General features: G+C 73.6%; 17 protein-coding genes. 7 read left to right on the plus strand and 10 right to left on the minus strand.

Annotated features, from left to right (window positions below):
- Positions 1-52 precede the first annotated feature (52 nt).
- From ACH4UM_RS24705 to recG, 4 genes are all read right to left on the minus strand, one after another.
- The gene (locus tag ACH4UM_RS24705) at positions 53-1,147 is read right to left on the minus strand and encodes a cell division initiation protein (RefSeq protein ID WP_398183185.1); all 1,095 of its coding nucleotides are present in this window, start codon (positions 1,145-1,147) and stop codon (positions 53-55) included.
- 99 nt (positions 1,148-1,246) lie between these two features.
- Positions 1,247-1,726 carry a pantetheine-phosphate adenylyltransferase gene (coaD, locus tag ACH4UM_RS24710; protein WP_398183578.1) on the minus strand — a complete coding sequence of 160 codons (480 nt, stop codon included), beginning with the start codon at positions 1,724-1,726 and terminating at the stop codon, positions 1,247-1,249.
- Positions 1,727-1,752: 26 nt separating this feature from the next.
- On the minus strand, positions 1,753-2,340 hold the full coding sequence (gene rsmD / locus ACH4UM_RS24715) for a 16S rRNA (guanine(966)-N(2))-methyltransferase RsmD (RefSeq protein WP_398183188.1): 588 nt from the start codon (positions 2,338-2,340) through the stop codon (positions 1,753-1,755).
- 218 nt (positions 2,341-2,558) lie between these two features.
- Positions 2,559-4,802 (minus strand): ATP-dependent DNA helicase RecG, encoded by a 2,244-nt coding sequence (recG, locus tag ACH4UM_RS24720; protein ID WP_398183191.1) that lies wholly within the window; start codon positions 4,800-4,802, stop codon positions 2,559-2,561.
- 168 nt (positions 4,803-4,970) lie between these two features.
- On the opposite strand from recG, the gene ACH4UM_RS24725 reads away from it, so the two are divergent.
- Both ACH4UM_RS24725 and ACH4UM_RS24730 read left to right on the plus strand, forming a co-directional pair.
- Positions 4,971-6,809 (plus strand): HSP90 family protein, encoded by a 1,839-nt coding sequence (locus ACH4UM_RS24725; RefSeq protein ID WP_398183194.1) that lies wholly within the window; start codon positions 4,971-4,973, stop codon positions 6,807-6,809.
- Complete coding sequence (locus ACH4UM_RS24730; RefSeq protein ID WP_398183197.1) at positions 6,806-9,757, plus strand: tetratricopeptide repeat protein; 2,952 nt, start codon at positions 6,806-6,808, stop codon at positions 9,755-9,757. Before ACH4UM_RS24725 ends, ACH4UM_RS24730 begins: the two co-directional genes overlap by 4 nt.
- Before the next feature lie 3 nt (positions 9,758-9,760).
- Here ACH4UM_RS24730 and ACH4UM_RS24735 read toward each other — a convergent pair whose 3' ends face one another.
- A complete protein-coding gene (locus tag ACH4UM_RS24735) occupies positions 9,761-11,542 on the minus strand; it encodes a DAK2 domain-containing protein (protein ID WP_398183200.1) in 1,782 nt (593 codons plus the stop codon).
- A 315-nt stretch (positions 11,543-11,857) separates the two neighbouring features.
- Between ACH4UM_RS24735 and rpmB the strand changes: the two genes are divergently transcribed.
- From rpmB to ACH4UM_RS24750, 3 genes are all read left to right on the plus strand, one after another.
- Positions 11,858-12,043: a 50S ribosomal protein L28 gene (gene rpmB / locus ACH4UM_RS24740; RefSeq protein ID WP_004924906.1), complete on the plus strand. Its 186-nt coding sequence runs from the start codon at positions 11,858-11,860 to the stop codon at positions 12,041-12,043.
- A gap of 117 nt (positions 12,044-12,160) precedes the next feature.
- Positions 12,161-15,163, plus strand: coding sequence for an ATP-binding protein (locus ACH4UM_RS24745; RefSeq protein ID WP_398183203.1), 3,003 nt, complete (start codon positions 12,161-12,163; stop codon positions 15,161-15,163).
- A 98-nt stretch (positions 15,164-15,261) separates the two neighbouring features.
- On the plus strand, positions 15,262-16,470 hold the full coding sequence (locus ACH4UM_RS24750; RefSeq protein WP_398183206.1) for an FAD-dependent monooxygenase: 1,209 nt from the start codon (positions 15,262-15,264) through the stop codon (positions 16,468-16,470).
- Here the strand turns inward: ACH4UM_RS24750 and thiD are convergent.
- A complete protein-coding gene (thiD, locus tag ACH4UM_RS24755; protein ID WP_398183209.1) occupies positions 16,455-17,288 on the minus strand; it encodes a bifunctional hydroxymethylpyrimidine kinase/phosphomethylpyrimidine kinase in 834 nt (277 codons plus the stop codon). The two genes, ACH4UM_RS24750 and thiD, sit on opposite strands and share 16 nt — an antisense overlap.
- On the minus strand, positions 17,285-18,250 hold the full coding sequence (locus ACH4UM_RS24760) for a thiamine-phosphate kinase (RefSeq protein ID WP_398183212.1): 966 nt from the start codon (positions 18,248-18,250) through the stop codon (positions 17,285-17,287). Before ACH4UM_RS24760 ends, thiD begins: the two co-directional genes overlap by 4 nt.
- Before the next feature lie 206 nt (positions 18,251-18,456).
- Here ACH4UM_RS24760 and ACH4UM_RS24765 point away from each other — a divergent pair, with 206 nt between their 5' ends.
- On the plus strand, positions 18,457-18,690 hold the full coding sequence (locus ACH4UM_RS24765) for an Lrp/AsnC family transcriptional regulator (RefSeq protein WP_003997603.1): 234 nt from the start codon (positions 18,457-18,459) through the stop codon (positions 18,688-18,690).
- Between the two features lie 20 nt (positions 18,691-18,710).
- The gene (locus ACH4UM_RS24770; protein ID WP_398183215.1) at positions 18,711-19,193 is read left to right on the plus strand and encodes a DUF3515 domain-containing protein; all 483 of its coding nucleotides are present in this window, start codon (positions 18,711-18,713) and stop codon (positions 19,191-19,193) included.
- Between the two features lie 109 nt (positions 19,194-19,302).
- Here ACH4UM_RS24770 and ACH4UM_RS24775 read toward each other — a convergent pair whose 3' ends face one another.
- The 3 genes from ACH4UM_RS24775 to ACH4UM_RS24785 are packed head-to-tail and all read right to left on the minus strand — an operon-like array spanning position 19,303 to position 22,354.
- A complete protein-coding gene (locus ACH4UM_RS24775) occupies positions 19,303-20,460 on the minus strand; it encodes a D-alanine--D-alanine ligase family protein (protein ID WP_398183218.1) in 1,158 nt (385 codons plus the stop codon).
- 59 nt (positions 20,461-20,519) lie between these two features.
- Positions 20,520-21,530, minus strand: coding sequence for an NAD(P)H-dependent glycerol-3-phosphate dehydrogenase (locus ACH4UM_RS24780; RefSeq protein WP_398183221.1), 1,011 nt, complete (start codon positions 21,528-21,530; stop codon positions 20,520-20,522).
- Positions 21,527-22,354 carry a lysophospholipid acyltransferase family protein gene (locus ACH4UM_RS24785; protein WP_398183224.1) on the minus strand — a complete coding sequence of 276 codons (828 nt, stop codon included), beginning with the start codon at positions 22,352-22,354 and terminating at the stop codon, positions 21,527-21,529. The genes ACH4UM_RS24780 and ACH4UM_RS24785 overlap by 4 nt, the downstream gene beginning before the upstream one ends.
- Between the last annotated feature and the right edge of the window lie 90 nt (positions 22,355-22,444).

Consider the following 22,444-nt stretch of genomic DNA (forward strand, 5'->3'; position numbering starts at 1 on the left):
CGAAGAGCCAGGATACTTGACCTTTCGCTCTCGGCCCAATCCGGTGGCCCGGCTACAGACCCCGGCCCTGTTCGTAGGCCCGCAGTTGCTCGGCGCTGATCATGCCGGTGTCGAAGAGGCTGGTCTCGTCGAGCGCGTAGCCCTGCTGGTGCCCCTGCTGACTCTGGTGCCCCTGCTGGGCCTGGTGCCCCTGCTGGGCCTGGTTGGGGTCGTACGCGGCCTGCTGGGCCTCGTAGCCCTGGTAGGCGTACGGATCGGCCTGCTGGTAGCCGCCGTAGGGGTCCTGCTGGCCGTAGGCCTGCTGGTAGCCGGCGTACGGATCGGCCTGGGCGGGCTGCTGGTAGCCGTAGGCCGGCTGCGGCTCGTACTGCGGCTGGGCGGGGGGCTCGACGGGCGCGGCCGGGGCGGATGCCGGGGCCGCCGGGGTGTCCGCGACGGCGGCGAGGCCGGCGAGGTAGTCGGCGTCGCTGGAGTGCTGGACGGTCGAGCTGTCGTCGGCGAGGGCGCCGAGGTCGTCGCTGGCGATGCGGCCGTGCAGCTTCTGCCGGCCGCGGCCCACGGCGTCCAGGGTCTTGGCGAGGACCGCCTCGAAGGCGCCGAGCTTGGCGTCGACGTACGCGTCGGCGTTGTGGCGCAGGGTCTCCGGGTCCTGGCTGCGCTCGGGGGCGTCCTCGTCCTCGTAGCCGTTCTCGTCCAGGCCCGGTCCGGTGCCCAGCAGCTTCTCGCGGCCACGGCCGACGGAACCGAGGGTCTTGGTGAGGACGACCTCGAAGTTGGCGAGCTTGGAGTCGACGTAGTCGTCGGCCTCGGCGCGGACCTCCTCGGCCTCCTTGCGGGCCTCGGCGAGGATCCGGTCGGCCTCGTTCTGGGAGCGGCGGGCGACCTCGGTGTCGGAGATCAGCGAGCCGCGCTCGGCGTGCGCGGCCCCGATGATCCGCTCGGCCTCGAGCCGGGCCTCCTCGACCATCTGCTCACGGTCGCCGATCAGCTCCTGTGCCTGGGCGAGCGAGCCGGGCAGCGCCTGGCGCACCTCGTCGAGCAGCGCGAGCAGCTCGGCGCGGTTGACCACGCACGACGCCGACATGGGCATGGACCGGGCACTGGAGACCGCGGCCACGATCTCGTCGAGCTTCTTCTGCACGTCCACCGTGTGCTCGCCACTCTCTACCGATGTGTTGGAGACGGACGGGACGACTGTACGGCCATGAGGTGATCGCCGGACAGCGGGTGACGGACTGTCAGCGGCTCAGTCCTTCTTCAGGCGCCGGGTGAGCGCCTTGAAGACCGTTGGCGGCACCAGGTGGGAGACGTCTCCGCCCCAGGCCGCGACCTCCTTGACCAGGGAGGAGGACAGGAAGCTGTAGGTGGGGTTCGTGGGCACGAAGAGGGTCTCGACGCCGGATAGCCCGATGTTCATCTGGGCCATCTGCAGCTCGTAGTCGAAGTCGCTGACGGCGCGCAGCCCCTTGACGATGGCGGGGATGTCGCGCTGCTTGCAGAAGTCGACGAGGAGGCCGTGGAAGGCCTCGACCCGGACGTTGCCGTACTCGGCGGTGACCTGGCGGATGAGCTCGATCCGCTCCTCGATCTCGAACAGGCCCTTCTTGGACTGGTTGATCATCACCGCCACGTAGACCTCGTCGTACAGGCGGGAGGCGCGGGCAATGATGTCGAGGTGTCCGTTGGTGATCGGGTCGAACGACCCGGGACAGACGGCGCGGCGCACTTGAGATCCCTCGCTCTCCGGTCCGGTCATCGTGCGTCTTCGCACGTAGAGGCGGCGCGACCGTACCAAAACGTTCCCTCGCCGTAGCGACGGGCCCGGATCGCGTCGAACCCGGGCGGCCAACGGAATTCGCCGCCTCTGGTGCTGCGCTCCACGGTGACGAGGGCTTCCTCCGCGAGCCAGCCCTGAGTGCGGAGTGTGAGCAGAATCTCGCGAAGATCGTCGTCGGAGACGGCGTACGGCGGGTCCAGGAAGACGATGTCGTACGGCTGGGCCGGGGGCGGTGACTGGACGATCTGTTCCGCTTTGGCCGCCCGTACCTCGGCGCCGGGCAGGCCGAGCGACTTCACGTTCTCCCGGACGGTGCGCGCCGCGCGGGCGTCGGCCTCGACCAGCAGGGTGTGCCCGGCGCCGCGGGACAGGGCCTCCAGGCCGACGGCGCCCGATCCGGCGTACAGGTCCAGGACCCGTTCGCCGTCGAGCGGGCCGCCGAGGAGTGACTGCCAGGTGGAGAAGAGTCCCTCGCGCGCCCGGTCGGAGGTGGGCCGGGTCCCACTGCCCGGGGGTACGGCGAGACGGCGTCCGCCGGCCCGGCCGGCGATCACGCGGGTCATGTCCTTGGGTCCTTGTCGGTGGGCTCGGTCGTCGGTGCGGCTCGGTCGTCGGTGCGGATCAGTCGTCGGTGCGGATCAGTCGTCGGTGCGGCGCGTGTGCCGGTTCGGCTCGGGGTGCGGTTCGGCTCGGGTGGCGGCGCCGCCTGGGTACGGCGCGGGTGCGGGTTCGCCTCGGTTGTCGGTTCGCCTCGGCTCGGGTGGCCCTCGCTCCCAGTCTGTCAGCCCTTCTCCAGGTACTGCTCCCGCTCGTCGTCCAGCAGGGCGTCCAGAGCCGTGCGCAGACCGGGCAGACGCTCCAGGTCCGGGTCGGCGGCCACCACCGCGGCGGCCTCCTCCCGGGCCTCGGTGATGATCTCCTCGTCGTCGATGACGGCGAGCACCCGCAGGCTGGAGCGGGCGCCGGACTGTGCCTGGCCGAGGACGTCGCCCTCGCGGCGCTGTTCGAGGTCGATGCGGGAGAGTTCGAAGCCGTCGAGGGTGGAGGCCACCGCGTTCAGCCGCTGGCGGGCCGCGCTCGCCTCCGGCATCTCGGTGACCAGCAGGCACAGGCCGGGCGCCGAGCCGCGGCCGACGCGGCCGCGCAGCTGGTGCAGCTGGGAGACGCCGAAGCGGTCGGCGTCCATGATCACCATGACGGTGGCGTTGGGGACGTTGACGCCGACCTCGATGACCGTGGTGGCGACCAGGACGTCGGTCTCCCCGGCGGCGAAGCGGCGCATGACCGCGTCCTTGTCGTCGGGGTGCATACGGCCGTGCAGCACCTCGACCGTCAGACCGTGCAGCGGGCCCTTCGCCAACTGCTCGGCGACGTCCAGGACGGCGAGCGGCGGGCGCTTCTCGGCCTCGTCCTCGGGCGACTTCCTGCTGGTGGCCTTCCCCTGGCCGCCGGCTTCGTCGGCGTCGTCCCCGATGCGCGGGCAGACCACGTACGCCTGGTGGCCCTTGGCCACCTCCTCGCGCACCCGCTCCCAGGCGCGCGCGAGGAAGTGCGGCTTGTCGGCGGCCGGGACGACATGGCTGGCGATGGGCGAGCGTCCCGCCGGGAGCTGGTCGAGGACGGAGGTCTCCAGGTCGCCGAAGACCGTCATCGCCACCGTGCGCGGAATGGGCGTGGCTGTCATGACCAGCAGGTGCGGGGTCCGCCTCTCCCCCAGGGAGGAGTCTCCCTTGCCGCGCAGCGCGTCGCGCTGCTCGACGCCGAAGCGGTGCTGCTCGTCGACGACGACCAGTCCGAGGTCGTGGAACTGCACCTTGTCCTCGATCAGCGCATGGGTGCCGATCACGATCCCGGCCTCGCCGGTGGCCAGGTCGAGCAGCGCCCGGCGGCGGGCGGCGGCGCCCATGGAGCCGGTGAGCAGCACCACCCTGGTGGCGTGCTCGGCCCCGCCCAGCATGCCCTGCTCGGCGAGCTCGCCCATCATCTCGGTGACCGACCGGTGGTGCTGCTGGGCCAGCACCTCGGTGGGGGCGAGCATCGCGGCCTGCCCGCCCGCGTCGACGACGGCGAGCATGGCGCGCAGGGCGACGAGCGTCTTGCCGCTGCCGACCTCGCCCTGGAGCAGCCGGTGCATCGGGTGTTCGGTCCCCAGGTCGGCGAAGATCTCCGCGGAGACCTTCCGCTGGCCGTCGGTGAGGGTGAAGGGGAGGCGGTCGTCGAAGGCCGCGAGGAGACCGTCCGGGCGGGGTTCGCGCGCGACGGCGGGGAGTTGGGCGTCCGCGTGGCGGCGGCGGGCGAGGGCGACCTGCAGGACGAAGGCCTCGTCCCACTTCAGGCGGGCACGGGCGTCGGCGATGTCCGCCCTGGTGTGCGGGCGGTGGATCTTGAGCAGGGCCTCGGGAAGGGCGACCAGGCCACGGCCCGCGCGGAGCGACTCGGGCAGCGGGTCGACGGCCTCCCGGACGCTGGGCAGGACGGTCTGGACGGCCTTGCCGATCTTCCAGGACTCCAGCTTGGCGGTGGCGGGGTAGAGCGGGATCAGGGCGCCGGCCCAGGTCTCCACCGTCTCCTCCGCGCCGTCGCCGTCCGCGCGCAGCAGTTCGTAGGCCGGGTGGGCCAGTTGGAGCCGGCGGTTGAAGACGGAAACCTTGCCCGCGAACAGCGCGCGCGTGCCCGGCAGGAGTTCCTTGTGGGGCTTGTGCACGCCGTTGCCGAAGAAGACCAGTTGGAGCCGGCCGCTGCCGTCGGTGATCGTGACCTCCAGGCGCTGGCCCTTGCCGCGGGGCGCCCGGGCGGAGGCGAAGCTGTGCAGGCGGGCGTCGGCGACCTGGGCGACCACCGTGACGTGCTCGTCCATGGGCAGGTCGGCGAGGTGGGTGAGCTGGCCGCGCTCCTCGTATCTGCGCGGGTAGTGGTGGAGGAGGTCGCCCACGGTGTGCAGGCCGAGATGCTCGGCCATCACCTTCGCGGTGGCGGGGCCGAGCACCTTCTTGAGCGGTTCTTCCAGTGCGGGCACGAGATCCATTGCACACCACCGCGCTGACATTGCCGTATACGTCCCGGGAAACCCCTGGTCAGACGGGTCGTCCCGGCTCTAGGATGACGCGCTCCGGCCATCCCTTCCGCGGTCACCGCCCCATCAGGGACCGCCCGACCCCGCGCCGTCGCCCCTCCCCCCACCGGCGCTGTGACGATGGACTCCCAGACCTCCAAGACCTCAACGTCATCCCCGGCACCCCAGCCGGCCCACACCTTCCAGGTCGACCTGCGCGGTCTGGTGGACCTGCTCTCGCACCACCTGTACTCCAGCCCCAGGGTCTATCTGCGCGAGCTGTTGCAGAACGCCGTGGACGCCATCACCGCCCGGCGGGCCGAGGAGCCCGACGCGCCCGCCCGGGTACGGCTGCTGGCGGACGGCGGCACACTGCGCGTGGAGGACACCGGCGTCGGTCTCACCGAGTCCGACGTGCACGACCTGCTGGCGACCATCGGCCGCAGCTCCAAGCGCGCGGACGGGCTGCGCGAGGCCCGCTCGGACTTCCTCGGGCAGTTCGGCATCGGCCTGCTGGCCTGTTTCGTGGTCGCCGATCGGATACGGGTGGTCAGCCGCAGCGCCCGCACTCCGCAGGCGCCGCCCGTGGAGTGGACGGCGCGCGACGACGGCTCGTACACGGTGCGAACCCTGCCCGACTCGGCCCGCCCGGAGCCCGGCACCACCGTGCACCTGCAGGCGCGGGCCGGGGCGGGCGAGTGGCTGGCCGAGCAGCGGGTGCTCGCGCTGGCGCGGGACTTCGGGTCACTGCTGCCGTACGACGTCCGGGTCGGCGACGAGACCGTCACCGATCTGCCCGCGCCCTGGGACCGCCCGTACGCCTCCCCCACCGCCCGCCGGGTCGCCCTGGCCCGGCACTGTCACGGCCTGTTCGGCTTCACCCCGCTGGACTCGATCGATCTGGACGTGCCGCTGGCCGGGGTCCGCGGGGTGGCGTACGTGCTGCCGTCGGCGGTCGGCCCGGCCCAGCGGGCGGGCCACCGGGTGCACCTGAAGGGCATGCTGCTGACCGAGCGGGCCGAACAGCTGCTGCCCGACTGGGCGTTCTTCGTGCGCTGTGTGCTCGACACGGACAGTCTGCGGCCGACGGCCTCGCGCGAGTCGCTGTACGAGGACGAGACGCTGGCCGGCGTGCGGGAGGCACTGGGCGAGCGGATCCGGTCCTGGCTGACCGGGCTCGCGGCCGGCGACCCGGAGCGGCTGGCCGCGTTCCTGGACGTGCACCACCTGGGGGTGAAGTCGCTCGCCCGGCACGATGCGGAGATGCTGCGCACGATGCTGCCGTGGCTGCCCTTCGAGACGACCGACGGGCGGCTGTCCCTGGAGGAGTTCGCGCAGCGGCATCCCGTCGTGCACTTCACGCGGACGGTCGAGGAATATCGGCAGGTTGCGCCGATCGCCTCCGCGCAGGGCGTCGGTGTCGTCAACGGCGGCTACACCTACGACAGCGAGCTGGTCGAGGCGCTGCCGTCGGTGCGCCCGGGGACGGTGGTCGCCGAACTGGACGCGGACACGGTGACCGCCCACCTGGACACGGTCGATCCGGCCGTGGAGCTGGCCCTCTCGGGCTTCCTGGCGGCCGCGCGGGCCAAGCTGGACCCACTGGGCTGCGACGTCGTGCTGCGTGCCTTCCACCCGCTGTCGGTGCCCGCGCTGCACCTGGACGACCGGGCGGCCCGGCACGAGCAGGCCCGCGCGGAGGCGGAGACCCGGGCCGACGACCTGTGGGCGGGCATCCTCGGCTCGCTGCGCGGCAGCGCCCCGCGCGCGCGTCTGGTGCTCAACCACCTCAACCCGCTGATCCGCAGGATCGGTTCGCTGGGCGAGCCGGAGCTGATCGGCACGGCGACGGAGTCCCTGTACGGGCAGGCGCTGCTGATGGCGCAGCGCCCACTGCGGCCGGCGGACTCGGCGCTGCTCAACCGCGCGTTCATCGGTCTGCTGGAGTGGGCCACCCACGGGGAGGACGGCCGCCGATGACGGGGATCACGGACTTCGACTCGCTGCGCCGGGCGATGGCCGAGAACGGGGAGCGGCCGGAAGGCCCGGCGCGCAACGCGCGCGCGGAGCAACTGCTCGCCGAGGCCGAGAGGCTGAACATCCCGCTCGCCGTGATCGAGGCGCTCGGACACCAGCTGAAGGTCTACAACTACAGCTCCGAGAAGGACAAGATGTTCGTCCCCTTCGCGCGGCTGCTGCGCCTGTGGGACGAACACCCCGAGGACTTCGACGAGCACGAGACCCACTCGCTGCACTGGGTCTTCAAGTGGATGACGGCCGGCATGGTGGACCAGCCGCACGTCCCGCTGGCGTCCATGGAGAAGTGGCTCGGCGAGATGGAGCACCGCTACCGGCTCGCCGGGCACACCGAACGGGCGGTGCGCAGCGCCGAGTTCAGTGTCGCAGCGCACATCGGGGATGCGGCGCGCGCGGAACGGGCGTACGCGGCGTGGCTGGCCGCCGACCGGGACCGCATGGCCGACTGCCACGCCTGCGAGCTGCACGCGCAGGGCTGGTGGCAGGCGGAGTGCGGGCGGGACGCGGAGGCGGTCGAGCTGTGGCGGCCGGTGCTGGAGGGCGGGTTCTCCTGCGCCCACGAGCCGCACGCCGTGCTCGCCTCCTCGCTGGTGCCGCTGCTGCGGCTGGGCCGCGTCGACGAGGCGCGCGCTCATCATCTGCGGGGTTTCCGGCTGGTGCGGCCGATGGAGAGCATGCGCGCGGCGTACGCCGAGCACGTGGAGTTCTGCGCGCTGACCGGCAACGAGGCACGCGGTCTGGAGCTGCTGGCCGAGCGGCCGGCGTACTTCACCGGCTCCGGGCATCCGCGCAGCCGGCTGGACTTCCTGGCCGTGGTGGCCCTGCTCATGGACCGGCTGGCCGAGCTGGGCATGGCCGGCCAGGCGGTGCCGGGGCCCGCCGGGCGTGCCTGGACGGCCGGTGAACTCGCCGCCCACGCGCGTGGGGAGGCCGAGGCCCTGGCCGCGCGCTTCGACGAGCGCAACGGCACGTCGTACGTCGGCGAGCAGGCACGCGCGCGCATGGCGCGGCGCCCGCTGGTGGACCGGCTGCCGCTGGGGGTGCGCACGGCGCGGCCGGCCGCCGTCCCGGCCGTTGCAGCGGCGCGTCCCGCCGGCGCGGCCCACTCGGCCGCGGCCGGCCCGTCCGGTCTGCCGGCGCTGCTCGCCGAGGCGCGGCGGCTGTCGGACACGCTGCAGCCGCACGCCATGGAGGCGTGGGCGGCGGTCGCGCGGGCGGCCGAGGGCGTCGGGCTGGACGCCCGGGACCGGGCCGAGATCGCCGATCACGAGGCGATGGGCCGGGGCGCCGCGGGCGCCGGGCTGTTCGAACGGGCCGCCGAGTTGTACGCGGAGGCGGGCGATCCCGGGGAGGCGCTGGCGGCACGCACGCGTGCGGCGTACGTACGGGCGCTGGCGGGTGACGTGGACGGGGCGCTGGCGGCGGTCGCCGAACCGTACGAACGCGTCCTCGCGCTGTACGCCGGGGAGGGCACCGGCCTGCGGCAGACGGCGTCCGTGGTGATCGGGCGCGCACGGATCCTGATGCGGCCGGTGCACGAGGCCGAGGGGCCCGTGGCCGGGCAGGTGCTGTCCGCCGCCGAGGAGGCCGCGCGGGAGGTGCTGGCGCTGGTCGAGGGGCGTACCGGTGACGACGGGACCGATGTGCGGCTGGTGGCCCGGGCCGCCGAGGCGCGGGCGATGCTCGCGGAGGTCACCGCCCGTACCGGGGACCTGCGGGGGGCGGCGGAACTGTTCGCGCAGGCCGCGGCGGAGTACGCCGGCGCGGGGCTGCCGTGGTTCGCCGTGGAGTACGAGGCCCGGCTGGCCGGGCTCGCCCACCACCTGGGCGACCCGGAGGGGGCCGAGCGGGCGCTGCGGGCCGGGCTGGAGCACGGCGGGGCGCACCTGGAGGCGACGGGCCGGGCCCAGTTGCACCTTCAGCTCGCCGAGGTGCTCGGCGGACTCGACCGGACGGAGGAGGCGGCCGGGCACGCCCTCGATGCGGCGCACTGGGCCGACGAGGCGGGCGAGGGTGCGACGCTCGGGGCCTGGGCGCGGCAGCAGCTCGGCGGGCTGCTGTTGCGGCTGGGGCAGTGGGCCGAGGCCGCCGAGGTGCTGGAGTCGGCGCTGCCGGACCTGTCCGCCGAGACGCACGGCGACGGGGCGGTGGTGCAGACGCAGTGGTGGCTCGCCGACTGCCTGAGCGAGCTCGGGGAGCACCGCGCGGCCGCCGAACTCCGGCTCCGGGCCGCCGAGATCGCCCGGCTCTGGCCCGAGCAGCAGGACCACGCCACGCTCGCCCATCTCGCCGCCGAGTCGCTCAGCCACGCCGGGCTGCTCGCCGAGGCGGATCGTGCCTACGCGCGCGCGGGCGATCTGTGGCGGTCCCTGGGCAGCGTCCACGGCCTCGTCCGCTCCCTGCGCGCCCGCGCGTGGCTGGCACTGCGCACGGAGGCGGGCGCGCAGGCCGCCCGGAAGCTGATGGCGGAGGCGGCCGGGGAGTGCGAGGCGGCGCTGGAAACGGCGGCCGACGAGGACGCGCGGTGGCAGCTCACCGCGGAACTCGCCAACAGCCACAAACAGTTCGGCGACCTGCTCGCCCGCTCCGTCGCCGAGGGCACGCAGGACGCCACCGCCCGGGCCGTCCTGGCGGAGGCCCTGTCCAGGACCGAACAGGCGATCGCCGTCTTCGCCCTCCTGGGCCCGGACGCCCTGCACGACCGCACCGAGGCGGAACTCACCGCGGGCCGGCTGGAAGCCGGCCTCGGCCTCACCGCCCAGGCAGCGGCACGCGCACGCGCCGTACTGACCGCCTACGAGAACACCCCCGACGACGACCCCGTCCCGGCCCGCCGCACGCAGGCCACAGGACTGCTGCGACTCACGACGCAGGAGCGGGCGGACGGCTGAGGCTCACTCCACGCCGATGAGCAGCAGGGCACCCTGGCGGCCGCCTTGGTAGACCACCGTGTCCACGGCGAGGTAGGACGCGCGGACCCGGGCCTGCAGGTGGTCGGCGACCGTGGCCGGGGTCTGGTCGCCGAGGACCAGGGTGACCAGTTCGCCCCCGGCCACGAGCATGCGGTCCAGGACGGTCTCGGCGGTGGCCGTGACGTCCGAGCCGATCACGGCCACGTCGCCGTCGACGAGGCCGAGGACGTCACCGGCCTGGCAGATGCCGGCCGTGGTCCAGGACTGGTGCTCGGCGACGATGACCTCGGCGTGGCGGGTGGCACCGGCCGCCGAGGTCATGGAGACGACGTCCTCGTCGAAGCGGCGCCCGGGTTCGTGCACGGCGAGCGCGGCGATGCCCTGGACCGCTGAGCGGGTCGGGATGAGGGCGACGCGGATGCCCTCCCCGCGGGCCTGTTCGGCCGCGGCGGCCGCGGTGTGGCGCAGTTCGGCGTCGTTGGGCAGCAGGACCACCTCGCGCGCGTGGGCCCGCCGCAGCGCCTCGACGAGCTCGCCGCTCGCGGGCGGCTCCCCGGGGCGGGCGAGCACCGTGGTCGCGCCGGCCTCCGAGTAGAGCGCGGCCAGGCCCTCGCCGGGCACGACGGCCACCACGGCGCGCTGGGCACGCTCGCGGGGCGGCCGCTCGGCGCCGGTGGTGTGCACGTCTCCGGCGCCGAAGTGCGTGATCCGGATCCGGTACGGCCGTCCGGCCTCGACACCCGCCTCCACGGCGGCGCCCGCGTCGTCGACGTGCACGTGCACGTTCCACAGCCCGTCGCCGCCGACCACCACGAGGGAGTCCCCGAGCGTGTCGAGCCGCTCCCTCAGCCGGGCCACGGCCGTGTCCCCGGCCTCCAGGAGGTAGATCACCTCGAAGGCGGGGCCGCTCGCGGACGGGGCACAGGCTCCCGGCCCGTCCGGCTCGGTTGGGCGTACGCGCGCTTGGGGCACGGCGGGCCCGTCCCCCTGGGCCGGGCCGGCTCCCGGAGAGGGTGTCCCCGCGGCCGGTGTCCGTCCCGTGAACGTCTCCACCAGGGCCGCGAGCAGCGTCACCAGTCCCCGTCCGCCGGCGTCGACCACTCCGGCCCGCGCCAGGACCGCCAGCTGACCGGGGGTGGCGGCGAGAGCCGTGCGCGCTCCCTCGTAGGCGGCCCGCGCGACCGCCCCGCAGTCGCCCTCGGCGCCGGTGGCCGCGTCGGCGGCGGCCGAGGCGACCGACAGGACCGTGCCCTCGACCGGGTGCGCCACGGCCTGCCGGGCTGAGTCGGCCGCGTGCCGCAGGGCGAGGCGCAGTCCGCGCCCGTCGGTGTGAGCACCTTCCCCGTCGGCGGCCAGCACCTGGGCCATGCCGCGCAGCAGCTGGGCGAGGATGGTCCCGGAGTTGCCCCGCGCCCCGATCAGCGCGCCGTGCGCCATCGCCCGCGCGGCGTCGGCCAGGGAGGGGCCGGTGAGCGCACCGCCATCCTCCGCACCGCCGGCCCCGTGCGCCACACCGCCCGCCTCATGAGCCGCGCCGCCCGCCTCCTGCGCAGCACCGCCCGCCTCGTGGGCCGCGAACACGGCTTCCACCGCCGCGACGGCGGACTCCACGGTCAGGTACAGGTTCGTGCCGGTGTCCCCGTCGGCCACCGGGTAGACGTTGATCGCGTCGATCTCCTCGCGCGCCCGTCCCAGCGCCCGCAGCGCCAGACCGCACCAGGTGCGCACCGCCAGCGCGTCGAACGTCTGCGGCACCTGCGCCACCTGCGCCTCCCTGAGCTGCGGCTGCTGGACTGGACGCAGCGTAGACCCAGAGGCGGTGCCCACCGGAAGAGGGCCGGGCGAGGACCCGGCGAGAGCCCGGCGAGGACCCCTTGAGGGCCCGGGCGGAGCCGGGATCCGCCATGGTAGTTTCGTTGTACGGACGCAGCCGTTGTATGCTGCTCCGGTTGCCCGATCCTGATCGGGCTCTTCCCCTGGCAACGCCACTCAGATTTCAGACGGCTTCTCGAGCCTGAGATCTTGATCCCGGCATGCCGGGATCAACCGTAAGTGCATCTGAAGTCTTTGGAGTGACCCGTGGCTGCCAACTGCGACGTCTGCGGCAAGGGGCCGGGCTTCGGCAACAACATCTCGCACTCGCACCGCCGTACGCCCCGCCGCTGGAACCCGAACATCCAGCGTGTGCGTACCGTGGTCGGCGGGACGCCGAAGCGCGTGAACGCCTGCACCTCGTGCATCAAGGCCGGCAAGGTCTCGCGCTGACGCACAGCAACAGCTAAGCGCGCGGCCACTGCTGGTTCGCTGCACTAAGCCGGTCCGCCTCGGCGGGCCGGCTTTTTGCCGTGCCCGGTGCCGGAGCGACCTGCCAGAATCCGGGGAATGCGCTTCGGCATCCTCGGCCCACTGGACATCCGTACCGACGACGGCACCCCCGTCGACCCCGGCGGCCCCCGCCCCCGGGCCCTGCTCACCCTGCTGCTCCTCGACGCCGGCCGCACGGTCACCGCGCAGCGCCTGACCGACGGCCTCTACGGCGCCGAGCCGCCCGCCGGGGCCGTGGGTGCCCTCCAGTCGCAGATATCGCGTCTGCGCAGGCGCCTGGGCCCGCAGACCCCTGTCGAGGCCACCCCGGCCGGCTACCGGCTCGCCGTCGCCCCCGAGGCGGTCGACGCCCACCGCTTCGAACTCCTGGCCGGCCAGGGCCGCGCCGCCCTGGCCGCCGGTGACCCCGCGCGGGCGGCCGCCCGGCTGCGCGAGGCCCTCGCCCTGTGGCGCGGCCCGGCGCTGCCCGACCTGCCGGACGCGCACGCCGAGACGGCCCGCCTGACGGAGCTGCGGCTGGCCGCCACGCAGGACCGGGTCGAGGCGGATCTCACCCTCGGCGGCGGCCCGGAGCTCGTACCGGAGCTGCGGGCGCTGCTCGCCGCGCACCCGCTGAGCGAGCGGCTGTACGGCCAGCTGATGCGGGCCCTGCACGCGGCCGGGCGGGCCGCCGAGGCGCTCACGGTGTACGAGCGGGCCCGGCGCACGCTCGCGGACGAACTGGGCGCCGATCCGTCCGGCGAGCTGTCCGCCCTGCACCTCGAACTGCTCCAGAGCGGCGGCACCGTACCGGCCCGGCCCCGGCTCCCGGCCCAGCTGACCCGGTTCGTCGGCCGGGACGCCGAACTCGCCCGCATCCGCGCACTGCTGCCCGAAAGCCGCCTGGTGACGCTGACCGGTCCCGGCGGCGCGGGCAAGACCCGGCTGGCGATCGAGGCGGCGCACGGCCGGGACGACGCCCACCTCGTGGAACTCGCGCCCCTCACCGACGGCACCCAGATCCCCTACGCGGTCCTGGCGGCGCTGGGGGTGCGCGAGGGCTTCCGGCAGCCCTCGGCAAACGCCACGGGCCGGCTGCTGGCGGCCCTGGAGGACCGTGCGGCGCTGCTCGTCCTCGACAACTGCGAGCACCTCGTGGAGGACGCGGCGCGCGTCTGCGCACTGCTGCTCGGCGCCTGCCCCGGTGTCCGGGTGCTCGCCACCAGCCGTGAACCCCTCGGCATCACCGGCGAGGTGCTCGTCCCGGTGCCGCCGCTGCCGCCGGAGCCGGCGACCGAGCTCTTCCTGGACCGCGCGCGGGCCGTGCGGCCCGGCTTCGACGGCCACGCGCGCGTGGCCGACATCTGCCGGGCCCTGGACGGGCTGCCGCTGGCGATCGAGCTGGCGGCCGCGCGCCTGCGCACCCTGGACGTGGACGAGCTCGCCGACCGGCTCGGCGACCGCTTCCGCCTCCTCACCCGCGGCGACCGGACGAAGGCTCCCCGTCACCGCACCCTGCGCGCCGTGGTGGAGTGGAGCTGGGATCTGCTCGACGACGAGGAGCGGGAACTGGCGCGGCGGCTGACGGTGTTCTCCGGTGGCGCCACGCTCGACGCGGTGGGGGCGGTGTGCGATGTGCCGTACCCGGAGGACCTGCTGGCCTCGCTGGTGGAGAAGTCGTTCCTGGAGGTCTTCGAGGGGCGCTACCGGATGCTGGAGACGATCCGCGCCTTCGCCTCCGCAGGCCTCGCCGGGGCGCGCGCACTGCGGGACGCGCACGCCGCGTACTTCCTGCGGCTGGCCGAACGGGCCGAGCCGTACGTCCGCAGCGGGGAGCAGCTGCCCTGGCTGGAGCGGCTCACGGCCGAGCACGGCAATCTGGACGCCGCCCTGCGCCACCTCACGCGGACCGCTCCCCGGGACGCGCTGCGCCTGATGGCCGCGCTCACCTGGTTCCGGCGGCTGCGCGGACTGCACGGGGCGCAGCTGCCGCAGGCCCGCGCCCTGCTCGCCGTGGTGGGCGACGAGCCGCCCGAGGGCCTGTTGGAGGAGTACGTCCTGTGCGCGGTCAGCACGGTCGACGGGGGCGGCGATCCGGCTCAGCCCGCACTCGTCACACGCCTGGCCGCCCTGATGCGGTCGCTGGACCGGCCGCTGCGGCTGCCGTTCACCGTGGTCCTGTGGTCCCTGACGGGCGGACCGCAGCTGACAGTCGAGGAGCACGTGCGCGTACAGACGGACGGCAGTCCCTGGGGGCGGGCCCTGCTCGACCTCGGCACCGCCTACCAGGAGATGTTCTGCGGACGCGCGACGGCCGCCGAGGCCGCCTTCCGCCGGTCCCTGGACGGTTTCCGGGCGACAGGAGACCGGTGGGGCATGGCCAACTGCCTCGATCCGCTGGGCGCGTTCGCCCACTGGCGCGGCGAGTCGGGGCACGCCCTGGAGCTGCTCGACGAGGGCCTGGCGTACGTACGGGAGCTGCAGGCTCCGGAGGAGACCGCCGACCTGCTGCGCTCGCGGGCGGTGGTGCTGCTGCACCGGGGCGATCTCGAGGACGCGGCCGCGCACTTCGAGCACTCGGCCGCCCTCGCGCGCAGTGCGGGTGTCACGGACAAGGTGGCGAGCGCCCTGCGTGGCCTCGGCGACCTGGCCCGGCTCTCCGGCGACCCGGCCCACGCGCGCGTGCGCTACGAGAGCGCCCTGCAGGCGTGCGCCGCCAACTGGTTCAGCGTCGGCGAGACGGTCCGCATCCTGGTGGGTCTGGGCCGCGCCGCCGCCGCGCAGGGGGACCGCGGCACGGCCCGCGACTGGTACGCGCAGGCGCGGGCCCAGGCCCTGGAGTCGCCCGACGTCCTGGCCCTCGCCGACGTCGCGGACGCGCTGGCGGAGGTCGCCGGGCCTCCCGCGCGGGCGGCCGAACTGCTGGGCGCCGCCGTGGGCCTGCGCGGGACCTTCCTGGAGAACGACCCGGACGTCGTACGCACGCGCGGGCGGGTGCGCGCAGAACTGTCGCCCGCGGCCTACGAGAAGGCCTTCGAGCAGGGCCGGAGCCTGCGGTCGGCGGCGATCGGCGAGCGGTAGGGGGCGGTCAGCGCACGGTAGGGGGCGGTCAGCGCACGGTAGGGGGCGGTCAGCGCACGGTAGGGAGACGGTAAGCGCCCGCCCCCAGGCTGCTTGCCATGACGAACACACACCACCGCCTCGGTCACCTGAACGTCCTCGTCTCCGGCGCCAGCGTCGCCGGACCGGCCCTCGCCCTGAACCTCGCCCGGTACGGCGCCCGCGTCACCGTCGTGGAGAAGGCACCGGCCCTGCGCGGCGGCGGCTTCGCCGTCGACTTCCGCGGCCACGTCCACCGGGAGGTCCTCACCGCCATGGGCGTGTGGGACGAGGTCCACGCGCGGCAGACCCACATGGGCCGGCAGACCGTCGTCGGCGCCGACGGCACCCCGCGCGTGGACCTGCCGGCCGAGATGATGAGCGGCGACGTGGAGATCTTCCGCGGCGAGCTGGCGCAGATCATGTACGAGCGCACCAGGGACCGCGTCGAGTACGTCTTCGGGGACTCGATCGCCACGCTCACCGAGACCGGGGACGGTGTCGAGGTCACCTTCGAGCGGGGCGCGCCCCGCCGCTTCGACCTCGTGGTCGGTGCCGACGGACTGCACTCCGGCACCCGCCGCCTGGTGTTCGGCGAGGAGTCCCGCTTCCTGCGCTTCTTCGACCACTACGTGGCCGGCTTCCAGGTCCCCAACCACCTGGGCCTGGACCGCACCGGGCGCGTGTACAGCGAGCCGGGCCGCGCCGTCGTCATCGGCAACTACGACGGGGACCCGGACCGGGCGGGCGCCCTGCTGGTCTTCCGTTCCGAGGAGCTGACGTACGACCGCCAGGACGTGGCCGCGCAGAAGCGGATCCTCACCGAGCGCTTCGCGGGCATGGGCTGGGAGACCCCGCACGTCCTGAAGGCGCTGGAAGAGACCGGCGACCTGTACTTCGACGCGATCGCCCAGATCCACGTCGACCGGCTCACCAGGGGCCGGGTGGCGCTGCTCGGGGACGCCGGGTACGGCGCCACCATGGGCGGCATGGGCACCGGTGTCGCGGTCGTCGGCGCGTATGTCCTGGCCGGTGAACTCGCCCTGGCCGGCGGCGACCACCGCGCCGCGTTCGCCGGGTACGAGAGCCGGGTCCGGGACTTCGCCAAGGGCTGCCAGAAGATCTCCGGGAACGCGGGCCCGTTCTTCGCGCCGGCGACCGAGCGGCGGATCCGCAGCCGGGACCGGATGTACCGGCTGCTCAGCTCGCGGATGCTGGCCGGCTTCTTCAAGCGGCTCACGGAGAAGGCGGCCACCGCCATCGAGCTGCCCGACTACCCCGTCGGGTGAGAGGTCCGGAAGGTCCAGCCGTGGTCCACGGGGCCGATCCCGCCGCCGAGCGCGAACCCGGCCGCGATCGCCCCGGTGACGTATCTCTTGGCCGCCGCCACCGCCTCCGGCACGGACTTCCCCCTCGCGAGCTGCGCGGCGATCGCGGAGGCGAGGGTGCAGCCCGTGCCGTGCGTGTGCCGGTTGCCGTGCCGGGGCGCGCGCAGCCAGTGCTCCTCTGAGCCGTCCGTCAGCAGGTCGACGGCCTGGCTCCCACCCACCGACCCTGCGTCTGCGGGGAGGTGGCCGCCCTTGATGAGCACCCACTTCGGCCCGTACGCCAGGACGGCCGCGGCGGCCTCGCGCAGCTGCTCCTCGGAGCCGACCCGTAGGCCGGTCAGCTGGGCCACCTCGTCGAGGTTCGGGGTGGCGACGGTGGCCGCGGGCAGCAGCCTCGTCCGGACCGACTCGAGCGCGGAGGCGGCCAGCAGCGGGTCGCCGTGCTTGGAGACGCCGACCGGGTCGACGACCGCCGGCGCGTCCGTCCCGGCGAGCAACCCGGCCACCGCCTCGACCAGTTCCGCCGAGGCCAGCATCCCGGTCTTGACGGCCTGGACGCCGATGTCGTCCACGACGCTGCGGTACTGGGCCCGCACGGCCTGCACCGGCAGCTCCCAGGTGCCCTGCACACCGAGCGAGTTCTGCGCGGTCACCGCGGTGACCACGCTCATCCCGTGCACTCCGAGCGCGAGCATCGTCTTCAGGTCGGCCTGGACTCCGGCGCCGCCGCCGGAGTCCGAGCCCGCGACGGTCAGCACACGAGGGGGCGCGACGCTCATGACTCGATGTCCGCGAAGTGGTCCCAGCCGCCCTTCTTGGTCCACGGTGCCCCGTCGACCGTGACCTGGGGCAGCGCCGAGGGGTTGAGCACTTCGCCGATCACCTTCCAGCGGGCCGGCAGCTTCACGTCCGGCGGGAAGGTCGCCACGATCGCGTGGTCCTCCCCCCCGGTCAGCACCCACTGCAGCGGGTCGACGCCGACGGCCTGTCCGATGTCGTTCATCTGCGAGGGGATGTCGATGGCGCCGGAGCGGACGTCGATGCGGACCTTGCTGGCCTCCGCGATGTGCCCGAGATCGGCGATCAGCCCGTCGCTGACGTCGCACATGGCGGTCGCACCGAGACCGGCGGCCGCGGGGCCCGCGTGGTACGGCGGTTCGGGGCGGCGGTGGGCCTCGACGAAGGCGCGCGGGGAGCGGAAGCCGCGGGAGAGCACCGCGTATCCGGCCGCGGACCAGCCCAGCCAGCCGGTGACGGCGACGAGGTCGCCGGGCTGGGCGCCCGCGCGGGTCACCGGCTCGTGGTTGCGCAGATCCCCGAGCGCGGTGATCGACACCATGATCGTGTCGCCCCGCACCACGTCGCCGCCGACCACCGAGGCACCCGCGACCTGGCACTCGTCACGCAGGCCGTCCATGAGCTCGGTGGGCCAGGTGACCGGCAGTTCGGCGGGGACGACCAGGCCGAGCAGCAGCGCGGTCGGCACCGCGCCCATGGCGGCGATGTCCGCCAGGTTCTGGGCGGCCGCCTTGCGGCCCACGTCGTACGCCGTGGACCAGTCCCGGCGGAAGTGCCGCCCCTCCAGGAGTATGTCGGTGCTCGCCACGACCCTGCGGTCCGGGGCGGCGACCACCGCGGCGTCGTCGCCGGGGCCGACCCGGACCGCCGGGGTGGTGGTGAGACGGGAGGTGAGCTCCCTGATGAGCCCGAACTCCCCGAGTTCACCAACAGTGCCCTTCATTGCCCTTTCGCCCCTTCTGTACCTGTCCGTTCCCGGTCGCGCGTCATCGCGGTCCTCGTTACGGTCGAGGTGACCGTCAACTTCTGTCCTACCTGCACCCGGGCGCGTCCGTCACGGCCTTCGCGGGTCTCCCCGTGGCGGGCGGCGACGCGATACCGTGGCGTTCCTTTTCCCCACATGATCCTCGTGGCCGCCCTGGAGGTTCCGTGGTACAGGCGTACATCCTGATCCAGACGGAGGTCGGCAAGGCGTCGACCGTCGCCGAGACGATCAGCAAGATCCCTGGGGTGATCCAGGCCGAGGACGTGACAGGACCGTACGACGTCATCGTGCGGGCCCAGGCCGACACCGTCGACGACCTGGGCCGGATGGTGGTCGCGAAGGTCCAGCAAGTGGACGGCATCACGCGCACCCTGACCTGCCCGGTCGTGCATCTGTAGCCCCCGTCTACCCTTGGCCGGTGAGCTCTTTCCGTCACCGGCTTCTCGGCCTGCCCGTCCTCGCCGTGCTGATCACCGCCACAGGCTGCTCCTCAAGCGACGACAGCTCCACCGCGGCGGTTCCCGGCCCGGACGCGGCGGTCACGAAGCTGTGCCGGAACCTGGACAGGTCGCTGCCGCGAACGCTGGACGGACTGAGCCGCAAGGACCCAAGGCCCGCCTCCGCGCTGACCGCGGGCTGGGGAAGCCCGGCGATCATACTGCGCTGCGGGGTTCCGCGGCCCGCCGCGATGAACGACCCTGAGGCCGACGGCGCCGAGGTGAACGGCGTGGGCTGGCTGCTGCAGAAGCAGAACGACGGGTCGTTCCGCTTCACGACGACCCTTCGCAAGGCATACGTCGAGGTCACCATCCCCGCGGGGCGGACGGGCCACGGGGTGGCGCCGCTGGTCGGCCTGGCGCCGGCCATGAAGAAGGCGATCCCCGAGGGGATCGCCTTCTGAGCGCCGCAGGTGGCGCGGGGCCCGGCCACCGGCCGCCCGTGGCCGCTCGCGACCACGCGGCGAAGCCGCAGGTCCGCAGGCCGATGCGGCCCCGCGGCCGCCAGGTGGGTCAGCGCAGGCCCGTGGAACGCCTCAGCGCCGCCTGGATGAGCCGGTCCACCAGTTCCGCGTAGCCGATCCCGCTCGCCTGCCACATCTGCGGGTACATCGAGATGGGCGTGAAGCCGGGCATGGTGTTGATCTCGTTGATCACGAACTCGCCGTCCTCGGTGAGGAAGAAGTCCGCGCGGACCAGGCCCTCGCAGGAGGCCGCCTCGAACGCCTCCACCGCGAGCCGCCGCACCTCGGCCGTCTCCTCCTCGGTCAGCGGGGCGGGCACGATTCCGGGCGTGGAGTCGATGTACTTGGCCTCGAAGTCGTAGTACGCGTGCGCCTCGGGCGGCGGGATCTCGGCCGGTACGGAGGCCCGCGGGCCGTCCTCGAACTCCAGCACCCCGCACTCGATCTCACGGCCGCGCAGCGCCGCCTCCACGAGGATCTTCGGGTCGTGCCGCTGCGCCTCCTCGATCGCCTCGTCCAGGCCGGAGAGATCCTCGACCTTGGTGATGCCGATCGACGAACCCGCGCGCGCGGGTTTCACGAACAGCGGCCAGCCGTGCTCGCCGGCGAAGTCGACGATCTTCTTGCGGGCGGCCGGCCGGTCCTGGGCCCACTCGCGCGGCCGGATCACCACGTACGGGCCGACCTTGAGCCCGAAGGAGGTGAACACCCGCTTCATGTACTCCTTGTCCTGGCCCACCGCCGAGGCGAGCACGCCCGAGCCGACGTAGGGCACGCCGGACAGCTCCAGGAGGCCCTGGAGGGTGCCGTCCTCGCCGTAGGGGCCGTGCAGCACGGGGAAGACCACATCGACCTCGCCGAGCGCCTTGGGCACCGAACCGGGCTCGGTGTAGACGACTTCGCGGTTGGCCGGGTCGACGGGGAGCACCACGCCGCCCTCGCCGGACTCGGCGAGCTCCTCGACGCTGGGCGTACGGCGGTCGGTGATCGCCATGCGCTCCGGGTCGTCCGCGGTCAGGGCCCAACGGCCGTCCCGGGTGATGCCGATCGGCAGGACCTCGTACCTGGACCGGTCGATGGCGCGCAGCACCGCGCCTGCGGTGACCACGGAGATCCCGTGTTCGGAGCTGCGCCCGCCGCACACGACGGCCACGCGGGGCTTGCGGGACGGCTGCTCGGGGCTCTGGGGGAGGTTCTCGGTGCTCATATCGCGATGAGAGTACCCGTTGGTAGTGCGGGGACACACCGTCGGAAACGCGGGGTCGCTCAGCGTCGCTCGGGCTTCGCGCTGCGCGACATCAGCTCCTTGAGGGCGACCACGGGCGGCTTGCCCTCGTGCACGATCCCGACAACGGTCTCCGTGATGGGCATGTCGACGCCGTGCCGGCGGGCGAGATCCAGCACCGACTCACAGGACTTGACGCCCTCGGCGGTCTGACTGGTGACCGCGATGGTCTCCTCGAGGGTCATGCCCTTGCCGAGGTTGGTCCCGAAGGTGTGGTTGCGTGACAGCGGCGAGGAGCAGGTGGCCACCAGGTCGCCCAGGCCGGCGAGTCCGGAGAAGGTCAGCGGGTCGGCGCCCAGGGCCATGCCCAGCCGGGTGGTCTCGGCGAGTCCGCGCGTGATGAGCGAGCCCTTGGCGTTGTCGCCGAGCCCCATGCCGTCCGCGATGCCCACGGCCAGCCCGATCACGTTCTTGACGGCGCCGCCCAGTTCGCAGCCGACGACGTCGGTGTTGGTGTACGGGCGGAAGTACGGGGTGTGGCAGACGGCCTGGAGCCGCCGGGCGACCGTCGCGTCGGTGCACGCCACCACGGCGGCGGCCGGCATCCGGGCGGCGATCTCACGGGCCAGGTTGGGCCCGGTGACCACGGCGATACGGTCGGCGCCGACCTTGGCGACGTCCTCGACGACCTCGCTCATCCGCATGGCGGAGCCCAGTTCGACGCCCTTCATCAGGGAGACGAGGACCGTGTCGGGGGCGAGCAGCGGCCGCCACTCGGCGAGATTGCCGCGCAGGGTCTGCGAGGGGATGGCGAGGACGGTGAAGTCGGCGTCGCGGGCGGCATCGGCGGCGTCCGCGGTGGCCCGCAGGTTCTCCGGGAGTTCGACGCCCGGCAGGTAGTCCGGGTTGGTGCGGGTGGAGTTGACCGCGTCGGCGAGCCCGGCGCGGCGGGCCCACAGGGTGACCTCGCAGCCGGCGTCGGCCAGGACCATGCCGAAGGCGGTGCCCCACGATCCGGTGCCGAAGACGGCCGCCTTGACCGGCTTGCTCACGTGCCCTGCCCCTCTTCCTGTACCGCCGGCGTGGCCATACCCCGGGTCTGTGCCTGGACCCGGGCCTTCGCCTGCGCCTGGGCCTGGGCCTGCGCCTCGGTCCTGCGGCGCTGCTCGATCCGCTCCCGGCGCGGGTCGTAGGGCACGGCGGGCGCCTTCTCGCCGCGGATCTGCTCCAGCTGGCGGGTGATGGCCGCCATGATGGCCTCGGTCGCCTCCTTCAGCAGTTCCGGGGTCATCTCCTGGTCGTAGAAGCGCGACAGGTCCACGGGCGGGCCGGCCAGCACGTGGTGGGTCTTGCGGGGCAGGAGGCTGGGCTTCTTGGCGTAGGGCGGCAGTAGTTCGTTGGCACCCCACTGGGCGACCGGAATGACCGGGCACCTGGTCTGCAGGGCGACCCGCGCGGCCCCCGTCTTGCCGGTCATCGGCCAGCCGTCCGGGTCACGGGTGAGGGTGCCCTCGGGGTAGAAGGCGACGCACTCGCCGCGTTCCACGGCGTCGATGGCGGCGCGGAAGGCACTCAGCGCGTCCGTGCTCTCGCGGTAGACGGGGATCTGCCCGGTGCCGCGCATGGCGGCGCCCACGAACCCCTTCTTGAAAAGGCCGCTCTTCGCCAGGAATCGCGGCACGCGCCCGGTGTTGTACTGGTAGTGCGCGTATGCGAAGGGATCGACGTGGGAATTGTGGTTCACCGCGGTGATAAATCCACCGTCGGCCGGAATGTTCTCCATTCCGCGCCAGTCCCGCTTGATCAGAACCACCAGCGGCGGTTTGCAGATCACCGCTGCGAAGCGGTACCAGAAGCCGATTCTGCGGCGGGGCACGCGGACACCTTCCTCTAGGGCTGCCCCCGGGGCCGGGGGCCGCACAAGTGTCGCCCCAGGCCGCCGGTCTGTCGAGAACACCGTACGCCC

It is taken from the genome of Streptomyces sp. NPDC020801 (genome assembly GCF_044334385.1).
Classification (GTDB): domain Bacteria; phylum Actinomycetota; class Actinomycetes; order Streptomycetales; family Streptomycetaceae; genus Streptomyces.